Annotated in this window: 19 protein-coding genes; 13 read left to right on the forward strand and 6 right to left on the reverse strand. The window is 31.2% G+C overall.

Features of this window, described 5'->3' with window-relative positions; genetic code table 11:
* Positions 1 to 35: 35 nt before the first annotated feature.
* The 10 genes from PBN93_RS00750 to PBN93_RS00795 all read left to right on the forward strand — a co-directional run bounded on the left by PBN93_RS00750 (position 36) and on the right by PBN93_RS00795 (position 9500).
* Positions 36 to 1190, forward strand: a complete 1155-nt coding sequence (locus PBN93_RS00750) for an ABC transporter substrate-binding protein (RefSeq protein ID WP_271081187.1) — start codon at positions 36 to 38, stop codon at positions 1188 to 1190.
* A 1-nt stretch (position 1191) separates the two neighbouring features.
* Positions 1192 to 2223 (forward strand): FecCD family ABC transporter permease, encoded by a 1032-nt coding sequence (locus tag PBN93_RS00755; protein ID WP_077398500.1) that lies wholly within the window; start codon positions 1192 to 1194, stop codon positions 2221 to 2223.
* 112 nt (positions 2224 to 2335) lie between these two features.
* Positions 2336 to 3034, forward strand: a complete 699-nt coding sequence (locus tag PBN93_RS00760) for an ABC transporter ATP-binding protein (RefSeq protein ID WP_333780848.1) — start codon at positions 2336 to 2338, stop codon at positions 3032 to 3034.
* A 130-nt stretch (positions 3035 to 3164) separates the two neighbouring features.
* Complete coding sequence (gene rmuC / locus PBN93_RS00765) at positions 3165 to 4496, forward strand: DNA recombination protein RmuC (RefSeq protein ID WP_271081188.1); 1332 nt, start codon at positions 3165 to 3167, stop codon at positions 4494 to 4496.
* Positions 4497 to 4524: 28 nt separating this feature from the next.
* Positions 4525 to 4890 carry a 6-phosphogluconate dehydrogenase gene (locus tag PBN93_RS00770; protein WP_077398506.1) on the forward strand — a complete coding sequence of 122 codons (366 nt, stop codon included), beginning with the start codon at positions 4525 to 4527 and terminating at the stop codon, positions 4888 to 4890.
* Between the two features lie 4 nt (positions 4891 to 4894).
* Positions 4895 to 5440, forward strand: coding sequence for an acyl-CoA thioesterase (locus tag PBN93_RS00775; protein WP_077398508.1), 546 nt, complete (start codon positions 4895 to 4897; stop codon positions 5438 to 5440).
* Positions 5441 to 5535: 95 nt separating this feature from the next.
* Positions 5536 to 6150: a hypothetical protein gene (locus PBN93_RS00780; protein ID WP_271081189.1), complete on the forward strand. Its 615-nt coding sequence runs from the start codon at positions 5536 to 5538 to the stop codon at positions 6148 to 6150.
* A 96-nt stretch (positions 6151 to 6246) separates the two neighbouring features.
* The gene (locus PBN93_RS00785) at positions 6247 to 7953 is read left to right on the forward strand and encodes a histidine kinase (RefSeq protein ID WP_271081190.1); all 1707 of its coding nucleotides are present in this window, start codon (positions 6247 to 6249) and stop codon (positions 7951 to 7953) included.
* A complete protein-coding gene (locus tag PBN93_RS00790; RefSeq protein ID WP_077398514.1) occupies positions 7946 to 8680 on the forward strand; it encodes a LytR/AlgR family response regulator transcription factor in 735 nt (244 codons plus the stop codon). Before PBN93_RS00785 ends, PBN93_RS00790 begins: the two co-directional genes overlap by 8 nt.
* Before the next feature lie 190 nt (positions 8681 to 8870).
* Complete coding sequence (locus PBN93_RS00795; RefSeq protein ID WP_077398516.1) at positions 8871 to 9500, forward strand: DUF1266 domain-containing protein; 630 nt, start codon at positions 8871 to 8873, stop codon at positions 9498 to 9500.
* A 140-nt stretch (positions 9501 to 9640) separates the two neighbouring features.
* Here the strand turns inward: PBN93_RS00795 and carB are convergent, their stop codons facing one another.
* Positions 9641 to 12493 carry a carbamoyl-phosphate synthase large subunit gene (gene carB / locus PBN93_RS00800; RefSeq protein WP_077398518.1) on the reverse strand — a complete coding sequence of 951 codons (2853 nt, stop codon included), beginning with the start codon at positions 12491 to 12493 and terminating at the stop codon, positions 9641 to 9643.
* Between the two features lie 121 nt (positions 12494 to 12614).
* Positions 12615 to 12776: a 50S ribosomal protein L34 gene (gene rpmH, locus PBN93_RS00805; protein ID WP_077398520.1), complete on the reverse strand. Its 162-nt coding sequence runs from the start codon at positions 12774 to 12776 to the stop codon at positions 12615 to 12617.
* 170 nt (positions 12777 to 12946) lie between these two features.
* On the opposite strand from rpmH, the gene PBN93_RS00810 reads away from it, so the two are divergent.
* Complete coding sequence (locus tag PBN93_RS00810; RefSeq protein WP_271081191.1) at positions 12947 to 13834, forward strand: DUF6263 family protein; 888 nt, start codon at positions 12947 to 12949, stop codon at positions 13832 to 13834.
* A gap of 7 nt (positions 13835 to 13841) precedes the next feature.
* Positions 13842 to 14357 carry a hypothetical protein gene (locus PBN93_RS00815; protein WP_077398524.1) on the forward strand — a complete coding sequence of 172 codons (516 nt, stop codon included), beginning with the start codon at positions 13842 to 13844 and terminating at the stop codon, positions 14355 to 14357.
* A gap of 74 nt (positions 14358 to 14431) precedes the next feature.
* Here the strand turns inward: PBN93_RS00815 and PBN93_RS00820 are convergent, their stop codons facing one another.
* Together PBN93_RS00820 and PBN93_RS00825 are read right to left on the reverse strand one after the other, a co-directional pair.
* Positions 14432 to 15373 carry a lytic transglycosylase domain-containing protein gene (locus PBN93_RS00820; RefSeq protein ID WP_077398526.1) on the reverse strand — a complete coding sequence of 314 codons (942 nt, stop codon included), beginning with the start codon at positions 15371 to 15373 and terminating at the stop codon, positions 14432 to 14434.
* A gap of 55 nt (positions 15374 to 15428) precedes the next feature.
* Complete coding sequence (locus PBN93_RS00825; RefSeq protein WP_077398528.1) at positions 15429 to 16079, reverse strand: alpha/beta hydrolase family protein; 651 nt, start codon at positions 16077 to 16079, stop codon at positions 15429 to 15431.
* A 181-nt stretch (positions 16080 to 16260) separates the two neighbouring features.
* On the opposite strand from PBN93_RS00825, the gene PBN93_RS00830 reads away from it, so the two are divergent.
* Positions 16261 to 16557 (forward strand): N-acetyltransferase, encoded by a 297-nt coding sequence (locus PBN93_RS00830; RefSeq protein ID WP_077398530.1) that lies wholly within the window; start codon positions 16261 to 16263, stop codon positions 16555 to 16557.
* 90 nt (positions 16558 to 16647) lie between these two features.
* On the opposite strand, the gene mtaB is transcribed toward PBN93_RS00830, so the two are convergent.
* Together mtaB and pdxH are read right to left on the reverse strand one after the other, a co-directional pair.
* The gene (gene mtaB / locus PBN93_RS00835; RefSeq protein ID WP_271081192.1) at positions 16648 to 17976 is read right to left on the reverse strand and encodes a tRNA (N(6)-L-threonylcarbamoyladenosine(37)-C(2))-methylthiotransferase MtaB; all 1329 of its coding nucleotides are present in this window, start codon (positions 17974 to 17976) and stop codon (positions 16648 to 16650) included.
* A 60-nt stretch (positions 17977 to 18036) separates the two neighbouring features.
* Positions 18037 to 18684 (reverse strand): pyridoxamine 5'-phosphate oxidase, encoded by a 648-nt coding sequence (gene pdxH, locus PBN93_RS00840; protein WP_271081193.1) that lies wholly within the window; start codon positions 18682 to 18684, stop codon positions 18037 to 18039.
* Between the last annotated feature and the right edge of the window lie 77 nt (positions 18685 to 18761).

The following is an 18761-nucleotide window of genomic DNA, read 5'->3' on the forward strand; positions in this document are numbered from 1 at the left end:
AAATTACACTACTTTTGGACTTTAATTCGCTACCAATGAAAATTTTTAAAATTGTTCTTTTAAGTTGTTTTTTTATACTTGCTTCTTGCAAAGAAAAAACACAGCAACCATTACCTACAACTATTGTACAACCTAGTAAAGTAGACCTTAGTTACGCAAAAGGTTTTACTATAGAAAAGCAGGCAAATGGTGTTACTATTTTAAAAATTACCTCCCCTTGGCCAAAAGCAAAATCTGCTTTTACATATGCCTTAATTCCTAAAGATAAAGCAGCCACAATTACCTTGAATAAAGATGATTATGATGCTATTGTAACTGTTCCGGTACAAAAATTAGTAGTAACATCTACTACGCACATACCTGCGTTAGAGTCATTAGGTGTCTTAGATAAATTAGTTGGATTTCCTAATACAGATTACATCTCTTCTACTGCTGCTAGAACACTAATAACACAAGGTAAAATTGAAGAATTAGGTGTTAACCAATCTTTAAACACAGAAATGGTAATTGCATTAAACCCAGATGTAGTTGTTGGTTTTGGTATAGATAACAATAATAAAACATACAGTACTTTACAACGCTCTAATATACCCGTTGTTTTTAATGGCGATTGGACAGAAGAAACTCCATTAGGCAAAGCAGAATGGATTAAGTTTTTTGCTCCGTTTTTTAATGCAGAGGCTAAAGCCGATTCAATTTTTAAAACTATTGAAACCAACTATAATGATGCTAAAGCACTAGCAAAAAAAGCAACTAACAGACCAAGTGTTTTAACTGGTGGCTTGTATAAAGATTTATGGCACGTAGCTGGAGGAAAAAGTTGGATGGCTCAGTTTTTAAAGGATGCAAACGCTAATTATTTATGGAGTGATTTGCAGGAAACTGGCGGTGTAGGCTTAAGTATAGAAAGTGTTTTTGATAAAGCTGGCAAAGCCGATTTTTGGATATCACCATCTAGTAACTCTAGTTACAAACAAGTAGCAGAATCTAGCGAACATTACACCCAGTTTGATGCCTATAAGAATAAAAAAATATACACCATTACTTTGGTTAAAGGAGAAACTGGTGGCGTGTTATTTTTTGAACTTGCTCCTAATAGGCCAGACTTGGTTTTAAAAGACCTAATTTCTATTTTTCATCCAGACGTTTTACCCCAATATAAGACTACATTTTTTAAACCACTACAATAAGGTGTTGCATCAAAAAAAATACACATTAGCATTTATACTATTACTTGTTTTACTTGTAATATGTTTTTGCATTAGCATTAGTTTTGGGTCTGTTACCATACCTTTTACAGATACTATGAGTGCTATTTTTGGAGGCGAATTACAAAAAGAATCTTGGGGTTATATTATAAAAAACTACAGAATACCAAAAGCAATAACAGCAATATTAACCGGCGGTAGTTTAGCTTTAAGTGGTTTGTTAATGCAAACATTGTTTAGAAATCCGCTTGCTGGGCCTTTTGTTTTGGGTATAAGCTCTGGTGCTAGTTTAGGTGCTGCTATTTTAATTATGGGAGCTTCCTTACTCTCTGGTATTTTTACATTTGGCGTTGTAAATAATGTAACTTTAGCCATAGCGTCTAGCACAGGCAGTTTTCTTGTTTTATTAGCCGTAATGGTTGTTGCCGCTAAAGTAAAAGACACTATGGCACTTTTAATTATTGGTTTAATGTTTGGGAGCATTACTGCTGCTATTGTTAGTGTGTTGTCATACTTTACAGATGCAGAGCAATTACAGCAGTATATTTATTGGTCTTTTGGTAGTCTTGGCAACTTATCCTGGTCACAATTAGGTTTGCTAGGAGCTATAGTTTGTACAGGAATTTTTATAAGCATCTTTACCATAAAATCTTTAAATGCTTTTTTATTGGGCCAAAACTATGCACTTAGTTTAGGAGTGCACATAAAAAAACAACGCTTTTTAATTATTTTAGCTACAGGTTTGTTAGCGGGTGGCGTTACTGCTTTTGCAGGTCCTATTGCCTTTATAGGTTTGGCTGTACCTCATTTAACCAAGCAAATTTTTAACACAACAAATCATAAAATATTAATACCCGCCGTACTTTTATATGGTGCTATTTTAATGCTCTTGTGCGATACTATTGCTCAATTACCATCTAGCGCTTATGTTTTGCCTATAAATGCCATAACATCTATAATTGGTGCGCCTGTGGTAATATGGTTATTGGTACGTAAAAAGAAAATGGTATTTTAAAAAAATAAAAACAAAACGCATCAAAAAAGAAAAACAACATATAGCCCTACAAGTAACAAATTTAAGTGTTGGTTACAGCTCTAAAAAACAGCAAAATATTATTTGCAAGGATATTAATTTTGCGTTAAAAGAAGGAGAGTTATCTGCTATAGTTGGTACAAACGGTATTGGCAAATCTACTTTATTACGCACGCTAGCTAACGTACAAGCTAAATTAAACGGAACTATTGCTGTTGATAATATTATTTTAGAAAACTATAAACCAACAGAACTTGCCTCTAAAATAAGTGTGGTGTTAACAGAAAAAATAGCTTCTAAAAACTTAACTGTAATAGAAATTATTGCTTTAGGAAGACAGCCATATACCAATTGGATTGGTACGCTTACAACTACAGATAAAGATAAAATTACAGAAGCCATTTCTTTGGTGCAAATTGAAGAGTTACAACATAAAAAGTGTTATGAACTTAGTGATGGGCAACTGCAAAAAGTAATGATTGCAAGGGCTTTGGCGCAAGACACTTCTATTATTTTGTTAGATGAACCAACATCTCACCTAGATTTGTACCACAAAGCAACTATTTTAAAACTATTAAAAAATATAGCGCACAAAACCAAAAAGACAATATTATTTACAACGCACGAAATTGAAGTTGCTTTGCAACTATGCGATAAAATTTTAATTCTGGATAAAAATACTAATCATTTTGGAACACCAACAGATTTAATAGCTGCTAAAAAATTTAATGCGCTGTTTCCTAAAGACACTATTGTTTTTGATGAAAATACCGCTAGTTTTAAGGTTGTATAGATATAAAATAATAATTTATAAAACCTTAAATAACGTTTTTACTATTAGATGTTAATTACTTCTAAATACGAACAAAGAAAACAACAAACAAAACGTTTATCTTTACTTTTTTATAGACATTATATACATTATGACCGATTTTTTAATTTACTTTTTAGTTGCTGTAATATGCCTAGTTGCTGGTTACTTTTTAGGAAATTACATTCAGAACCTAAAAACTAAATCTAGCCAAAGTGCTATATTAGAAAGAGAATCTATTTTAAACCAAAACCTGAGTACTTTAGAAAATAAAATTTTGTCTTTAGAAGACGAAAAAAATGTTTTACGAGAAGAAAAAGAACATTTAGGAAACCAAATTACTAGGTACCAAGCAGACATAGAAAATCTTCAGCTTAAAAACACAGAGCAAAAGCAAGAGGTAGAACAGCTTCAGGAAAAATTTACTAAAGAATTTGAAAACTTAGCAAATAAAATTTTAGATGAAAAAAGCACTAAGTTTACAGAACAAAATCAAATAAACATTAAAAATATTTTGCATCCGTTGCAAGAAAAAATTCTGTTGTTTGAGAAAAAAGTGGATGAAAGTCAAAAAGAAAACATTAGTATACATTCTGCCTTAAAAGAACAATTATTAAACTTACAAAGTCAGAACCTTAAAATTACCCAAGAAGCAGAAAACTTAACTAAAGCCTTAAAGGGTGATAGTAAAATGCAAGGTAATTGGGGAGAATTGGTACTAGAACGTGTATTAGAAAAATCTGGATTAGAAAAAGACAGAGAATACACCGTACAACAAAGTTTTACCAGAGAGGATGGCTCTAGAGTACTACCAGATGTTATTATAAATTTACCAGATAACAAAAAAATGGTGGTAGATTCTAAAGTATCATTAACTGCCTATGAGCGTTTTGTAAATGCTGATGACGAAACAGAAAAAGAGAAGTTTTTAAAAGAACACATCCTATCTTTACGTAAGCACGTAGACCAATTATCTGCCAAAAAGTATGAAGATTTGTACGAAATGGAAAGTCCAGATTTTGTATTGCTTTTTGTACCAATAGAGCCTGCTTTTGCCGTTGCTATTAATAACGACAACAACCTTTACAATAAGGCCTTTGAGCAAAACATTGTAATTGTTACTCCTGCTACGCTATTGGCTACACTACGTACTATAGATACAATGTGGAACAATGAAAAACAACAACGTAATGCCATAGAAATTGCTAGACAAGCTGGTGCTTTGTATGACAAGTTTGAAGGTTTTGTTGGCGACTTAACCAAGGTTGGCAAAAAAATGGACGAAGCTAAAAATGAATACAAAGGCGCTATGAACAAGCTGGTAGAAGGGCGCGGAAACATTATTACATCTATAGAAAAACTGAAAAAAATGGGGGCAAAAGCAAAAAAATCTATTCCAGAGCCAATTTTAAAACGTGCTATAGATAACCACAAAGACAATTAATAATAAATAACCATTATAATTATACCTAATGAAAAAAGCTTTAGCAATTACCTTATTAATAATTGTAGCCGTGTTTGCCGCTATTTACGCGTTTATTTACTATGTTCCAATTAGTGAGGGTTATAGATCTGGAGAACTTATTAAGTTTAGCCATAAAGGCGTTGTAGTAAAAACGTGGGAAGGAGAAATTAGTCAAGGTATTTCTGGAGCTCAAATATTTACTTTCTCCGTATTAGACAAGGATAAAGATATTATAGAAAAACTTAAAGATTATCAAGGGAACTATGTAAAAGTTACTTATGTAGAGCGTTACGCTACTTTTGCATGGTTAGGAGATACTAAATATTTTATTACAGAAGTAACTAAAGAACAATCTCCACACGTTAGAAATTAAAAGTATGAGCGAATTTAAAACAGTAAACGAATCTAAAGTTTCTATTACAGAATTAATGCTACCGGCACATTCTAACTTTGGTGGTAAAGTACACGGTGGTTATATTTTAAACCTTATGGACCAAATTGCATTTGCTTGCGCATCTAAACACTCTAGAAGCTACTGTGTAACTGCATCTGTAAACAGGGTAGACTTTTTAAACCCTATAGAAGTTGGTGAACTAGTAACCTTAAAAGCATCTATAAACTATACAGGTAGAACATCTATGGTAGTTGGTGTTAGAGTAGAGTCCGAAAATATTACTACTGGTGTAAAAAAACATTGTAACTCATCATACTTTACAATGGTTGCTAAAGATACACACGGAAAAAGTCTTGTTGTACCTGGCTTATTAGTAGAAGACAAACAAGGCATACGTAGGTTTGCACGTAGTATAAGACGTAAAGAACAAGCTTTTAAAAGAAGTAACACGTTTGAGTCGTCTAACTTTAAAGTAGAAGATTTTTTAGATTCTTTAGAAAAGGAAAACGTAAAAATTGCTTTAAAATAATTACATATATATATTAAAACCCTCCAAATATATACTGGTACTATTGTTAGTAGGTAGTAAACAATACCTTTAACTTAAATTGAAAATTTAGGTTAATGCAACAGTTTATAATTAATACAAAGGCTACATACATTAAAAACATCCTTTTAACAGACGCTAAAGTTAGACTGTCTGATGAGGATTATAAAACGCTTGAGGCTTTTAATACCGAGTTAGATTCTGATAAAAAAGGATTACTTAATACACAGCATACTTTTAACTATACTGCTATTCAAAAAATTGTTCCGTTTAAGGAAGATTTAGGTTTTCAGGTATTTTTTACGGAAAAGGGTAAAAATGAAAAAGCGTACTTAGATTTTAGCTCAGAAGAACAATACCAAAGTGTATTAAATACACTTGTATCTAAAACAAGCTTTTCTAAAAACAAAGTTCAGAAAAAAACAAAAACCTGGATTAAACCTGCTTTATACAGTTTGGTAGCTGCATTATTAACTTTTGCTTTATATGATAGTGCATTAAAAATAGAAGCTGGCGAAAATGTAACTGTATCTGGCTCTAGAAGAGGTTTAAAAAGAATACTCATATCTATTTCTGAGTCTTTAGGAGCTACAAATAGTCTTATTGTTGGTAGTGTTATTACGCTAATATTTATATTTTTTGCTTTTAAAGCTTATAATAAAAGTACTGTAGACCAAGAAGTTTACAATTAGTTAATCATCTAACCAAAAACACTGTAATTAATTAAAAAGTATCTAAAAATTAATTCTATTTTTATCCTATAAAGAAAAATAATAGCCTACCAATTCATGATTAAATTAAAGTTTATTATCACATTTTTGTTGTGCTCCTTGCTATATACTGGATTACAAGCGCAACAATCTCCCAAAGAACTTTTTGAGGCTAGAAATTTTGAAGCTGTTATAGATACGCTAACTAAGAAAAACGAACAAAAAAAGTTAAGTTTAGATGAGTTGTATTATATAACCAAATCGTACGGTAGAACTAGGCAATACTCCAATGGTTTAGTTTTTTCTAATAAAATGACAGAAGAAGCTATACGATTAAAAGACACTACACAATTAGTTAGAGCGTTTAACCTTATGGCAGAAAATCTTATAGATTTAAATGACATTCTTAAAGGCATTGAATATTGTGAAAAAGTAGCTCCTGTTTTTAGGAAAAAAGATTCTATTGAATTTCAAAAACTTTGTTTTAAATGGGGTATGATGTATTACCACAATTATGAGTTTAAAAAAGCTCATAATGTATACAACAAAATTACACTACCTAAATACAGAAAGCTACCTCTGTTTACCAATAATTACGCATTAACTTTAATGGGGTTAGAAAAATGGGACGAAGCAATTACTTACCTAAAAAAATCCGTTCAATTTTCTAAAAGAAACAATAATGTACATTACTCTAACATTGGGTATGCCTATTTAAGACAAGGAGAATACAAGAAAGCAAAAGTATATTTAGATTCTGCCATTAGCGCACTTGCCCGCAATGAAGACGCAACACTTTACAATAAAAAAAATATTTTTAGTAACTACTTTCTACTCTATAAAAAACAACAGAACTTAGACAAAGCGGCAGACTATTTAGACACTATTGAAGCTGTAAACGAGGCTATTTTTAAACAAAAAATAAGTGAAAAAATAAAAGCCTTAGAAACATCATCTAAACAATTAGAGTTTGCAAATAACAGAGAAACTACATTAAAAAAACAAGTTAAAATTATAGATAATAGACTGGCGCTTGCAGAAAAACAGAAAATTTGGGGTGCTTTTTTACTTGTGGTGCTAATTGTTGTATTACTTGCTGTACTTTTTATTTTTAAATACCGTAACATTATAAATGCTCACGTACAAATACAAACAGAGCAACGTTTACTGCGTTCACAAATGACACCTCATTTTATTTTTAATAGCTTGTCTGTTATACAAGGGATGATTTTAAACAAGGAAGATAAAAAAGCTATTATCTATTTATCTAAATTTTCTAAACTATTGCGTATAATTTTAGAAAACTCTAGAGAAAAACTTGTACCATTAAAGGAAGAATTACAAGCACTACAAAACTATATTGATTTACAAAATATGAGTAGACAAAATAGTTTTAAATACACATTACATATTAATGAAAACATAAACACATCTTGCATATCTGTTCCACCAATGCTAATGCAGCCTTTTGTAGAAAATGCTATTGAACACGGCTTTAATAATAATTATGAAAAGGCTGAAATTAAATTAAATATAAACTTTATAGACAACAAACTTATCTGCATTATAAAAGATAATGGATTAGGAATAAACAAAACCAATACAGGTAAAAGTAAAAGTAAAAAATCTGTTTCTACACAAATAACTGCAGAGCGCTTAAAAATAATGTCTAAAGAATTAAACGTTCAAACTGGGTTATCTATACAAGACCGATCAGAGTTTAATGAACAAGGAACTATTGTTACACTTACTTTACCATATAAAATAGAACAAGAAGATGCTTAAAGCTTTAATTGTAGAAGACGAACTATATATTAGAAAAGGACTATTAGCAATGATAACGTCCTTAAACAAAGAAATATCTATACTGGGTGAATGCGAATCTGTAAAAGAAGCTGTGGTTGTTGCCAATGCTTGCAAGCCCGATTTAATTTTTTTAGATATTAATTTATTAGATGGCAACGCCTTTGATTTTTTAGAACAAACTACTAACTTAAAATACAATGTAATTTTTATTACTGCATATGACCAGTATGCGCTACAAGCCTTAAAAAATGGCGCTGTAGATTATATTTTAAAACCAGTTGATATAGATGAGTTAGAAACAGCTATAAACAAAGCTATAGATGCTAATACTGAAGTAGCACAAGAACAATTACAAATTGTAAAATCTGAAATGCTAGACCGTAAAAAAGAAAAATTAGTTTTACGCTTACAGGAAGGTTTACAAGTTATAGAGTTTAAGTTTTTAACACATTGCAAATCAGACAAAGGTTACACTACTTTTTATCTAAACGATGGAAAATCTTATATAGCATCTAAACCTATAAAGGAATTTGAAAATCAATTTCCCGAAAAAAACTTTATGCGAACTCACCAATCCTATGTTGTAAACTTAAGTTTTGTAGATAAGTATGATAAAAATGGTTATATATTTCTAAAATCTGGTGAAAAAATACCCGTTTCTGCACGTCGTAAAAACGATTTTGTAGAACGTTTGCTTAACCAATAAAAAATAAATTAATAATTACTAAAGTTAATACACAGTAGATGTGCGCAAAAAAGCAAATTATAAACGAATATAGGTTATTTTAAAGCAGATATATATTCTAATAAATACATATAACGTTTTGGACATATTTTAGCATAAAAATAGTAATCATTTTAATTACAATATAAGAAATAAAAAAACTCTATTTATCATGAAAAAAACAAAACAGTTTAAATTGTTTGCACTATGTTCTGCTATAATATTATCTGTAATTTCTTGCGGAACTAAAGCAGAGTTAAAAGATGATACGCTAAGTAGCTTTATGCTTGGTGGTATTTATTTTATTCACGGATATGGTGGTGCCAATAGCGTAGAATCTATGATGTCTAATGCAGGGTACACCACTAATGAAGAGCTTGTAAGTGGCTACAAAGAAATATTTGAATTCCCTTTTGAAACATCTGACAGCTCTGGAGCTAAAAGAGTCTTAAAAAACTCTTGGGACATTACTAATAAAGAGTCTTTATTAGAAGCCTTAAAAGATTTAGAAACCAGAGATTACGCATACAAATCATGGGACTATGCAAGAATTGCAAATAATGTAAGTATGGGATATGCAGCTGGTTATTTAACTAAAGAAGAATGTTTAAGTATTTTAGCAAATACACTTACATTGGCTAAAGAAAAATATAAAGATTGGGATACTTATTACCAAGATTTTGACAAAGGTCGTAACGATTGGAACTCAGAAGATCCAGAAAAAGATTCTTTTGAAACTTTAGCAAAAGTAATAACAAAAGGGGATAAATCAATATTTAACATACTTCCTTTACACAATTAAAAAACAAACAGTTACAAAGGTGTTACACTAACCCCATTTAGGGAAGAGTATTTTTCTCTCCCTGTTGGGGTTACTTTTTACTCCATAAAAAAATCCCTATTAGAAATAAAACTAATAGGGATTTTTACTACTTATATATATTATTTACTCAAGTACATTTTGCGTCTGGCGTATAAATTATAAAAGTCATCATCTTTTAAACTATCAATAAACAAAATACTTTCTCCCGTACTCTTCATTTCTGGGCCTAAATTTTTGTTTACATTAGGAAATTTATTAAAAGAAAATACGGGTTGTTTAATTGCAAAACCTTCTAACTGAGGATTAAAATTAAAGTCTTTAACTTTTTTCTCTCCTAACATTACCTTAGTTGCATAATTTACATATGGCTCCTTGTATGCTTTTGCTATAAAAGGTACCGTTCTAGAAGCTCTTGGGTTTGCTTCTATAATGTAAACCATATCATCTTTAATGGCAAACTGTATATTTATTAAACCTACAGTATTTAATGCCAGAGCTATTTTTTTAGTATGATCTTTAATTTGCTGCATTACAAATTCTCCTAAGTTAAAAGGAGGCAATGTTGCGTTAGAATCACCAGAGTGAACACCACAAGGCTCTATATGCTCCATAATACCAATTATGTAAACATCTTCTCCGTCACAAATTGCATCTGCTTCTGCCTCTATTGCACCATCTAAATAATGATCTAATAATAATTTGTTATTAGGTATTTTACGTAATAAGTCTACAACGTGCTCTTCTAGTTCTTGCTTGTTAATTACAATTTTCATCCCTTGCCCTCCCAATACATAAGAAGGTCTAACTAACAAAGGAAAATCTAACTCATCTGCAAGTGTTAATGCCTCATCTGCAGTTTCTGCGATACCGTATTTAGGAAAAGGTATATTATTTTCTAACAACATTTTAGAAAAGTTACCTCTGTCCTCTGCTAAATCTAGAGACTCAAAACTAGTTCCTATAATTTTTATGCCGTATTTAGATAGTTTTTCGGCAAGTTTTAAAGCTGTTTGCCCACCAAGCTGTACAATTACACCTTCTGGTTTTTCATGCTGAATAATATCATAAATATGTTCCCAGAAAACAGGTTCAAAATATAATTTATCTGCTGTATCAAAATCGGTAGATACCGTTTCTGGGTTACAGTTAATCATAATAGTTTCATAACCACATTCTGCAGCTGCTAAAACTCCGTGTACACAACAATAATCAAACTCAATACCTTGACCTATTCTATTTGGTCCAGAACCTAGTACAACAATTTTCTTTTTATCGGTTACAACACTATCATTTTGCACATAACGTTTACCGTCTGCTGTTTCTATTTCTGCTTCAAAAGTAGAATAGTAATACGGTGTCATTGCTTTAAATTCTGCTGCACAAGTATCTACCAATTTAAATACTCTATTTATGCCTTGTGCAGAACGTTTTTTATGCACTTCACTCTCGTAGCAGTCTAGCATATGAGCTATTTGTCTGTCTGCAAATCCTTTTTGCTTTGCCTCTAGTAACAACTCACGTGGTAAACTTTCTACTGTATATTTAGAAATTTCTTTTTCTAGGTTGTGTAATTCTTCATACTGACGTAAGAACCACATATCTATTTTAGTTATCTCATGTATTCTACTTAACGGAATACCCAACTGTATGGCATCATAAATAACAAAAACTCTATCCCAACTAGGTACAGTTAATTTTTGTATAATTTGGTCGTAATTAGTATATCCTTTACCATCTGCACCTAAACCATTACGTTTAATTTCTAAAGATTGTGTTGCTTTGTGCAGTGCTTCTTGAAAAGAACGGCCTATACCCATTACTTCTCCTACAGATTTCATTTGTAAGCCTAAAGTTCTATCAGAACCCTCAAATTTATCAAAATTCCAACGTGGTATTTTTACAATTACGTAGTCTAAAGTTGGCTCAAATAAAGCAGAAGTAGATTTTGTAATTTGGTTATCTAGTTCATCTAAATGGTAACCAATTGCTAATTTAGATGCAATTTTTGCTATTGGGTAACCTGTTGCTTTAGAAGCTAATGCAGAAGATCTAGATACCCTTGGGTTAATTTCTATGGCTATAATATCCTCTTTTTCATCTGGACTAACAGCAAACTGTACGTTACATCCACCGGCAAAATCTCCAATACTACGCATCATTTTAATTGCCATATCTCTCATTCTCTGAAAAGTAGAATCAGAAAGTGTCATAGCAGGTGCAACTGTTATACTATCTCCTGTATGTATCCCCATTGGGTCCATATTTTCAATAGTACAAATAATTACAACATTATCATTTTTATCTCTTAAAAGCTCCAATTCATACTCTTTCCAACCTAGCAAAGCTTTATCAATCATTACTTCATGTATAGGAGAAATTTCTAAACCTCTACTAAGTAATTCATCAAAATCTTCTGGCTTATAAACAATAGAAGCTCCTGCCCCACCCAAAGTGTAAGATGCTCTAATTACAAGCGGAAAACCAAATTCTTGTGCAATTTCTTTACCCTTTAAAAAAGATGTTGCTGTTGCTTGTGGCGCCATACCAACACCAATTTTAAGCATTAGCTCTCTAAACTTTTCACGGTCTTCAGTAATATTAATAGCGTCTATATCTACACCAATAATTTCTACATTAAAATCTTCCCAAATTCCTTTTTCATCAGCTTCTATACAAAGGTTTAATGCTGTTTGCCCACCCATTGTTGGCAATACTGCATCTATATTAGGATGCTTTTTTAAAATTTCTATAATAGATTTGGTAGTTAATGGCTTTAAGTAAATATGATCCGCCATTGAAGGATCTGTCATAATTGTAGCAGGGTTGCTATTAATTAAGATTGTTTCAATTCCATCTTCACGTAAAGAGCGTAGTGCTTGTGATCCAGAGTAATCAAACTCACACGCTTGCCCTATAACTATTGGTCCAGAACCTATTATTAAAATAGATTTAATGTCTTCTCTTTTTGGCATTATAACTAATTTTTACTGTGTTGGGTGTAATTTAAAATTGTTTTTTTGCTACGGTATAGTCAAAAAAAAGGTGTTACTTTAAAAAAGTAACACCTTAATTATTTTATGATAAATATAATCATTATTTTTTATGTCTCAATTCAGAAGATACAGTAAGTTTTTTTCTTCCTTTAGCTCTTCTTCTAGCTAGAACTTTTCTTCCGTTTACAGAAGCCATACGCTCTCTAAAACCGTGTTTGTTCTTTCTTTTTCTTTTTGATGGTTGAAACGTTCTTTTGCTCATCTTAGAATATCTTTATAATAATATAATGTAAAAATCTTAACTTTAATTTAGCCCCTGAAAAGCTGGGCGCAAATATACAAAGAGTTTTTTCAATAGCAAACCTAATTAATAAAATATTTTAGTTTGTTTTTAGTACTTTTGCGCTTGCTAATTTATAACACTATTTTTAAATGAAAAAATTATTCTTCCTTGCCTCGGTTTTACTGTGCTTAACAAGCGTTAATGCACAAACTAAATTAGAGTACAAACTTTCTGTTGGCGATATTTTTATTGTGCAACAAAATGCTAAACAAGTCATTACTCAAGAAATGCAAGGTATGTCTCATGAGCTTACTAACGATATTACGGGTGAGTATAAAATGAAAGTTATAGAAAAAAAAGATGGTGCTTACAGCATAGAAATGTCTTTTACAGACCTAAATATGAAAATGACATCTAACCTACAAGGTGTATTAATGGACATTAAAGCTAAAGAAGTAAAAGAAGGAGATATGCAATCTAAAATGTTTAATTCTATTTTAAACATTCCTGTAAAAATTACTTTAGCTGCTAATGGTAATATTACAAATGTAGATGGCGGAGAAAACTTAATTAATAAAATGATGGATGCATCTGGCATTACAGATGAAACTACTTTAGCTACTATTAAAACATCTCTAGCTAAAGAATATGGTACAGAAGGTTTAGCTAATAGCTTTAAGCAAATGACATACATTTACCCTAACGTAGCAAATAAAGTTGCTGTTGGTGATACTTGGGAAAATGAATATACTGGAAAACTAAATACAAAAAATAAATGGACCTTAGAGGCACAAGATGCTAACACTACCACGCTAAGCTGTACTGCAGATGTAGTAATGACAGTTAAAGATGCTAATGCTAATATGGATTTAACAGGTACCCAAACTACTAAAGCAGTAGCTAATACTAAAACTGGCTTTATTACAAGTATGGAAGTTACTGGTAGCTCTACAGGAAACTCTACAGTGCCAATGCTAGGAGATCAAAAAATACCAACAAAAATTACATCAACAATTATTTATAAAACAATAGAATAATAAAAACATGTTCAATAAAAATATTAAAATAGGTGTAGCAGCCTTAATAATAGCATACGCAGTTTATCAATTTGTAGAAGGTAATATAGGTAATGGCATTGCCCTTATTTTATTATCACTAGTTTTTGTTTTTCTTTATTACAGAAACGAAATTATTTTACTTGCTTTTTTAAGAATGCGAAAGCAAGACCTTGCTGGAACTCAGAAATGGTTAACTAAAATTAAAAATCCAGAGGGTGCATTAACCGTTAAGCAACAAGGTTACTACAATTACTTGCACGGTATTATCTTTTCTCAGACAAACTTAACTCAGTCTGAAAAATACTTTAAAAAAGCTTTAAAATTAGGCTTAACAATGGATTATGATGTTGCTATGGCTAAATTAAGCTTAGCTGGTATTGCAATGCAGAAAAGACGTAAAAGAGAAGCTACAATGCTTTTAAACGAAGCTAAAAAATTAGACAAACAGGGTATGCTTGCCGATCAGATAAAAATGATGAAGCAACAAATGAAAAAAATCTAATTTACTTAAAAATATATATTTAAAAAGCCCTTTAAAATAAGTTTAAAGGGCTTTTTAAATTTTACTAATAAAGTTTAATCTACTTTGTAATATCCTTTATTAGGGATCTCTATAGTGTATTTTTTTCTAGAGTTGTTATTTAAATGCGGCTCTCGTAACCAAGGATTGTGTCTTTTTAAAATTTTGTAGTTAATCTCATACTCATTAGCAAAATCTGCAAAATTAGCTACAGGTACATCCAAATCTACCGTAAAACTAGGCACTGCCTTGTACATATCTTCTTCAGAAATTTCAAAACCATATTTTTCTGGAGCAGATAATATTTCTTTTATTGCCATAATTCTAAACAAATATCTTCCTGTCTCCTGCCCCAATAATAAATCGTAATAAGAGTTTACTTTTTGTTGTGTTAAATATTTATTTATTGCACCAGCACCAGCATTGTATGAAGCCGCAGCTAATGTCCAATTTCCAAATTTTTCCTTATACTTTTTTAAGTACCTACAAGCAACTTCTGTAGATTTTTGTATATGGTAACGCTCATCTACATTATCATTTACCTCTAAACCATATTCTCTACCTGTAGCTCTCATAATTTGCCAAAAACCTGTTGCACCTGCTGGTGAAACTACATTTTGTAAACCGCTTTCTGCTACTGCTAAATATTTAAAATCATCTGGAACTCCGTTTTTTGCTAAAATTGGCTCAATAATAGGGAAGTATTTATGTGCTCTTTTCATTAATAACAAAGCATTGGACTGCCAATAAGTATTTACTAAAAACTCACGATCTATGCGCTCCATTACTTCCGGATCTGTTAGTGGAACCGCTTCTCCTGCAAAATTTAAATCTTCTGGTATGTCTATAGACGTAATTTTATAAGCGTTTTCTGGAGACACTTCCTGTGCATTTTCTTCTTCTTGTGGTACAACAGCACTACTTTGTACCGCAAACATTAAAGCGCCGGCTACAAACACTACTCCGAAAAACATCAATATTTTTTTTACTAATTTCATCTTCTATCTATTTCTTTATAATTCAATTGTTATCAAAGATATTAAATACCTTAATCTATTCTAAAATTATTTGTGGCAAATGCTCATTAAACCATTTAAATCTATTTATTATCATAATATGAGTTCCATTTGGTACTGTAATACAGTTTTTTATATGTTTAATTGGAAAAACGGGGTCTTTATCTCCGTGAATATGTACTAAATTAGGATCACATTTATCTTGGTTCCAATTAATTATTTGCTCTAAGGACCAATCTATATAATACTTATCATTAACAGATAAATACTCTTCATACAACTCTAAACGTTTGGTTACTGTTTCTCCAAAAGCGTACTTGGCCAAAACCTCTATATTAGTTACTAAACCTGTTGGCAGTAACTTGTATGCTTTAGTATATTTTGCCAAACGCATGCGCCTAGGTAACTCATATTTAGATTTTACGCTAGATATTATTATAACTTTCTTAATATTAATATGTTTAGCCATTTCCTGAACTAAAACACCTCCAAAAGATACACCTATTAATACAACGTTAGGTTTTGTAATTTTAGTACACATTTGTAAGGCATACTCCTCTAAACTCATCCCCTTACTAGGAACAAACCAAGAGAGTAAATGCAGATTAAATTTATCTTCTGGTAGTTTTATATTTTTAAATATAGACGGATTAGCCGCCATACCTGGCATTAAGTAAACATTAAGCATATATTAGAGCAACTAAATCTTTAGTAAATTGAAAACTAGGTTTTTACGTAAATTTAACGTAACTTTGTTAGGTTGTCATCATTTTATTTTTTAAAAAAAGATATGATTTGACGATACTAAATATCGTTATTTTGGAACACAATAGCGCATATTTTAACTTCAATTTAAAACCATATACTATATGAATGCAGTAGAAATTAAGGACAATAGTTTTTTACGCCAGTATGAAACTAGAGTTAATGGGCATTTGGCCAAATTAGAATACTCATCACAAGAACGTAAGGTGTTTTTAACAAAACTAATTATTCCTGAAGAAATAATTGAAACGGAATTTAAAGAAGACTTTATTAAGGCTGTTTTAAGTGATATTCAAGAAAAAAATATGCGAGTAGTACCTACTAGCCCAGATGTTGCTAGTTTTTTAAGAAAAAATAAAAGACTCTACAAAGAAATGTTACCTATTGGTATACGTATCTAAAAAAATAAAAAAGGTGCTTTAAAAGTTGTTCTACTTTAAAGCACCTTTTTACTTCTTATCTTATAGTAGCTAATAGCTTAACGTGTTTTACTAAACTGTAGCTTCTGTTTTTACAAAATTAAAACGTACTAAACCGTCTTCGTCAATTTCTGTAAGCCGTACTGTATGTAATGTATTTATAAGTTCTGGATTCCAAGGCGCTTTTACTTTTACATAATTTTCTGTAAAACCATTAATATAACCTTCTTTGTTTTCACTTTCAAACAAAACGGTTCTGGTACTGCCAAGCTGACTTTCATAAAAGGCTCTACGTTTTTTAACAGATAAACCCCTTAACATTTTACTACGCTTAGCCCTAACGTTTTTAGGCACAGCGTTTTCCATTTCTGCCGCCACTGTATTATCTCTTTCTGAATAAGTAAAAACGTGTAAATATGATATATCTAATTCATTTAAAAAATGATATGTTTCTAAAAAGTGTTCTTCTGTCTCGCCCGGAAAACCAACTATAACATCTACACCAATACAAGCGTGCGGCATAACTTCTCTAATTTTAGCTACACGGTCTATGTACAAATTTGTTAAATACCTACGACGCATTAATTTTAAAATAGCATCACTACCACTCTGCAGCGGAATATGAAAATGCGGAACAAAAGAATTGCTTTTAGACACAAAATCTATAGTCTCATTCTTTAATAAATTTGGTTCTATTGAAGATATTCTAAGTCTATGTATACCGTTTACGGTATCTAAAGCTTTAACTAGATCTAAAAAAGTATGTTGGTGTTTTTTATTACCAAACTCACCTTTACCATAATCGCCAATATTTACACCGGTAAGTACAATTTCTTTAATATTTTTTGCAGATATTTCTGCTGCATTTTTTAATACATTTTCTAATGTATCACTTCTAGAAATTCCTCTTGCTAAAGGTATTGTACAATAGGTACACTTATAATCACAACCATCTTGCACTTTTAAAAATGCACGTGTCCTATCTCCTATGGCGTAGCTACCTACATAAAAATCTGCATCTTCAATTTCACAAGAGTGTACTTCTCCAAAATCATTTTTAGACAAATCGTTTATGTAATCTGTAATTTTAAATTTTTCGGTAGCTCCTAAAACTAAATCTACACCATCTACAGCCGCTAACTCTTCTGGTTTTAATTGTGCGTAGCAACCAACTGCTGCCACAAATGCATCTGGATTCTTCTTTTGAGCTTGTTTTACAATAGATTTAAATCTTTTATCTGCATTTTCTGTTACAGAACACGTATTAATTACATACATATCCGCAGCTTCTGCAAAATCTACCCTATCAAAACCTTCATCTACAAAGCTACGTGCTATGGTAGAAGTTTCTGAAAAGTTTAGTTTACAACCTAGTGTGTAAAAAGCTACTTTCTTCTTCATTATTAATTAATTACAGCATTTTTTATTGGGGTGCAAATATACAAATTAGTTCTAGACCTACTATGGTGCTAATCTTTCTATCTTCCAATTGTAGTCTTCTTGCAACTCATATCTAATTCTATCATGCAACCTATTTGGTCTTCCCTGCCAAAACTCTACAGATACAGGTTTTACAATATATCCGCCCCAATGTTTTGGCCTTTCTATTTCTTTATTTTCATATTCTTCTTCCAAAGACTTTAATTTATCTTCTAAATATTCTCTAGAAGGTATAACCGTACTTTGGTTAGACACTATAGCGCCAAGCTTACTACCATCTGGCCTAGATTCAAAATAACCATCAGATAAATTCTCTGCTATTTTTTCTGCTTTTCCTTTAATAATAACCTGTCTTTCTAAATTTGGCCAAAAAAAAGAAATACACATATTTGGATTATTTGCTATAGCCTTACCTTTTTCACTATTATAATTGGTGTAAAAGATAAAACCTTCGTGCGTATATTTTTTAAGCAACACTACCCTACTTTTAGGAAAGCCATCTAAACCAATTGTAGAGATTGTCATTGCATTAGGTTCCTCTACACCATCTGTAGCCTCTACCTCATAAAACCATTTTTGAAATAACTCTATTGGGTTATTAGTCAATCCGCTCTCTAAAAGTTCACTTTTTTGGTATGATTTTCTATAGTTTCCTAAATCCTTTTTCATAGTGTAATTTCTAAATTTAAATTACAATAGCTATAGCACTTAAGGCGTATAACATTTATAATTTTATCACTACAAAT

The sequence above is a fragment of the Cellulophaga omnivescoria genome, assembly GCF_027915275.1.
In the GTDB taxonomy this organism is placed as follows: Bacteria; Bacteroidota; Bacteroidia; order Flavobacteriales; family Flavobacteriaceae; genus Cellulophaga; species Cellulophaga omnivescoria.

Bases quoted from the DNA above. Each gene is read 5' to 3' on its own strand.
- PBN93_RS00815 (WP_077398524.1), top strand. From the start codon at position 13,842: ATGTTCAATAAAAATATTAAAATAGGTGTAGCAGCCTTAATAATAGCA.
- PBN93_RS00785 (WP_271081190.1), top strand. From the start codon at position 6,247: ATGATTAAATTAAAGTTTATTATCACATTTTTGTTGTGCTCCTTGCTA.
- PBN93_RS00750 (WP_271081187.1), top strand. From the start codon at position 36: ATGAAAATTTTTAAAATTGTTCTTTTAAGTTGTTTTTTTATACTTGCT.
- PBN93_RS00780 (WP_271081189.1), top strand. From the start codon at position 5,536: ATGCAACAGTTTATAATTAATACAAAGGCTACATACATTAAAAACATC.
- PBN93_RS00810 (WP_271081191.1), top strand. From the start codon at position 12,947: ATGAAAAAATTATTCTTCCTTGCCTCGGTTTTACTGTGCTTAACAAGC.
- PBN93_RS00825 (WP_077398528.1), bottom strand. From the start codon at position 16,079: ATGCTTAATGTTTACTTAATGCCAGGTATGGCGGCTAATCCGTCTATA.
- rmuC (WP_271081188.1), top strand. From the start codon at position 3,165: ATGACCGATTTTTTAATTTACTTTTTAGTTGCTGTAATATGCCTAGTT.
- mtaB (WP_271081192.1), bottom strand. From the start codon at position 17,976: ATGAAGAAGAAAGTAGCTTTTTACACACTAGGTTGTAAACTAAACTTT.
- PBN93_RS00830 (WP_077398530.1), top strand. From the start codon at position 16,261: ATGAATGCAGTAGAAATTAAGGACAATAGTTTTTTACGCCAGTATGAA.
- carB (WP_077398518.1), bottom strand. From the start codon at position 12,493: ATGCCAAAAAGAGAAGACATTAAATCTATTTTAATAATAGGTTCTGGA.
- rpmH (WP_077398520.1), bottom strand. From the start codon at position 12,776: ATGAGCAAAAGAACGTTTCAACCATCAAAAAGAAAAAGAAAGAACAAA.
- PBN93_RS00770 (WP_077398506.1), top strand. From the start codon at position 4,525: ATGAAAAAAGCTTTAGCAATTACCTTATTAATAATTGTAGCCGTGTTT.
- pdxH (WP_271081193.1), bottom strand. From the start codon at position 18,684: ATGAAAAAGGATTTAGGAAACTATAGAAAATCATACCAAAAAAGTGAA.
- PBN93_RS00820 (WP_077398526.1), bottom strand. From the start codon at position 15,373: ATGAAATTAGTAAAAAAAATATTGATGTTTTTCGGAGTAGTGTTTGTA.
- PBN93_RS00775 (WP_077398508.1), top strand. From the start codon at position 4,895: ATGAGCGAATTTAAAACAGTAAACGAATCTAAAGTTTCTATTACAGAA.
- PBN93_RS00795 (WP_077398516.1), top strand. From the start codon at position 8,871: ATGAAAAAAACAAAACAGTTTAAATTGTTTGCACTATGTTCTGCTATA.
- PBN93_RS00790 (WP_077398514.1), top strand. From the start codon at position 7,946: ATGCTTAAAGCTTTAATTGTAGAAGACGAACTATATATTAGAAAAGGA.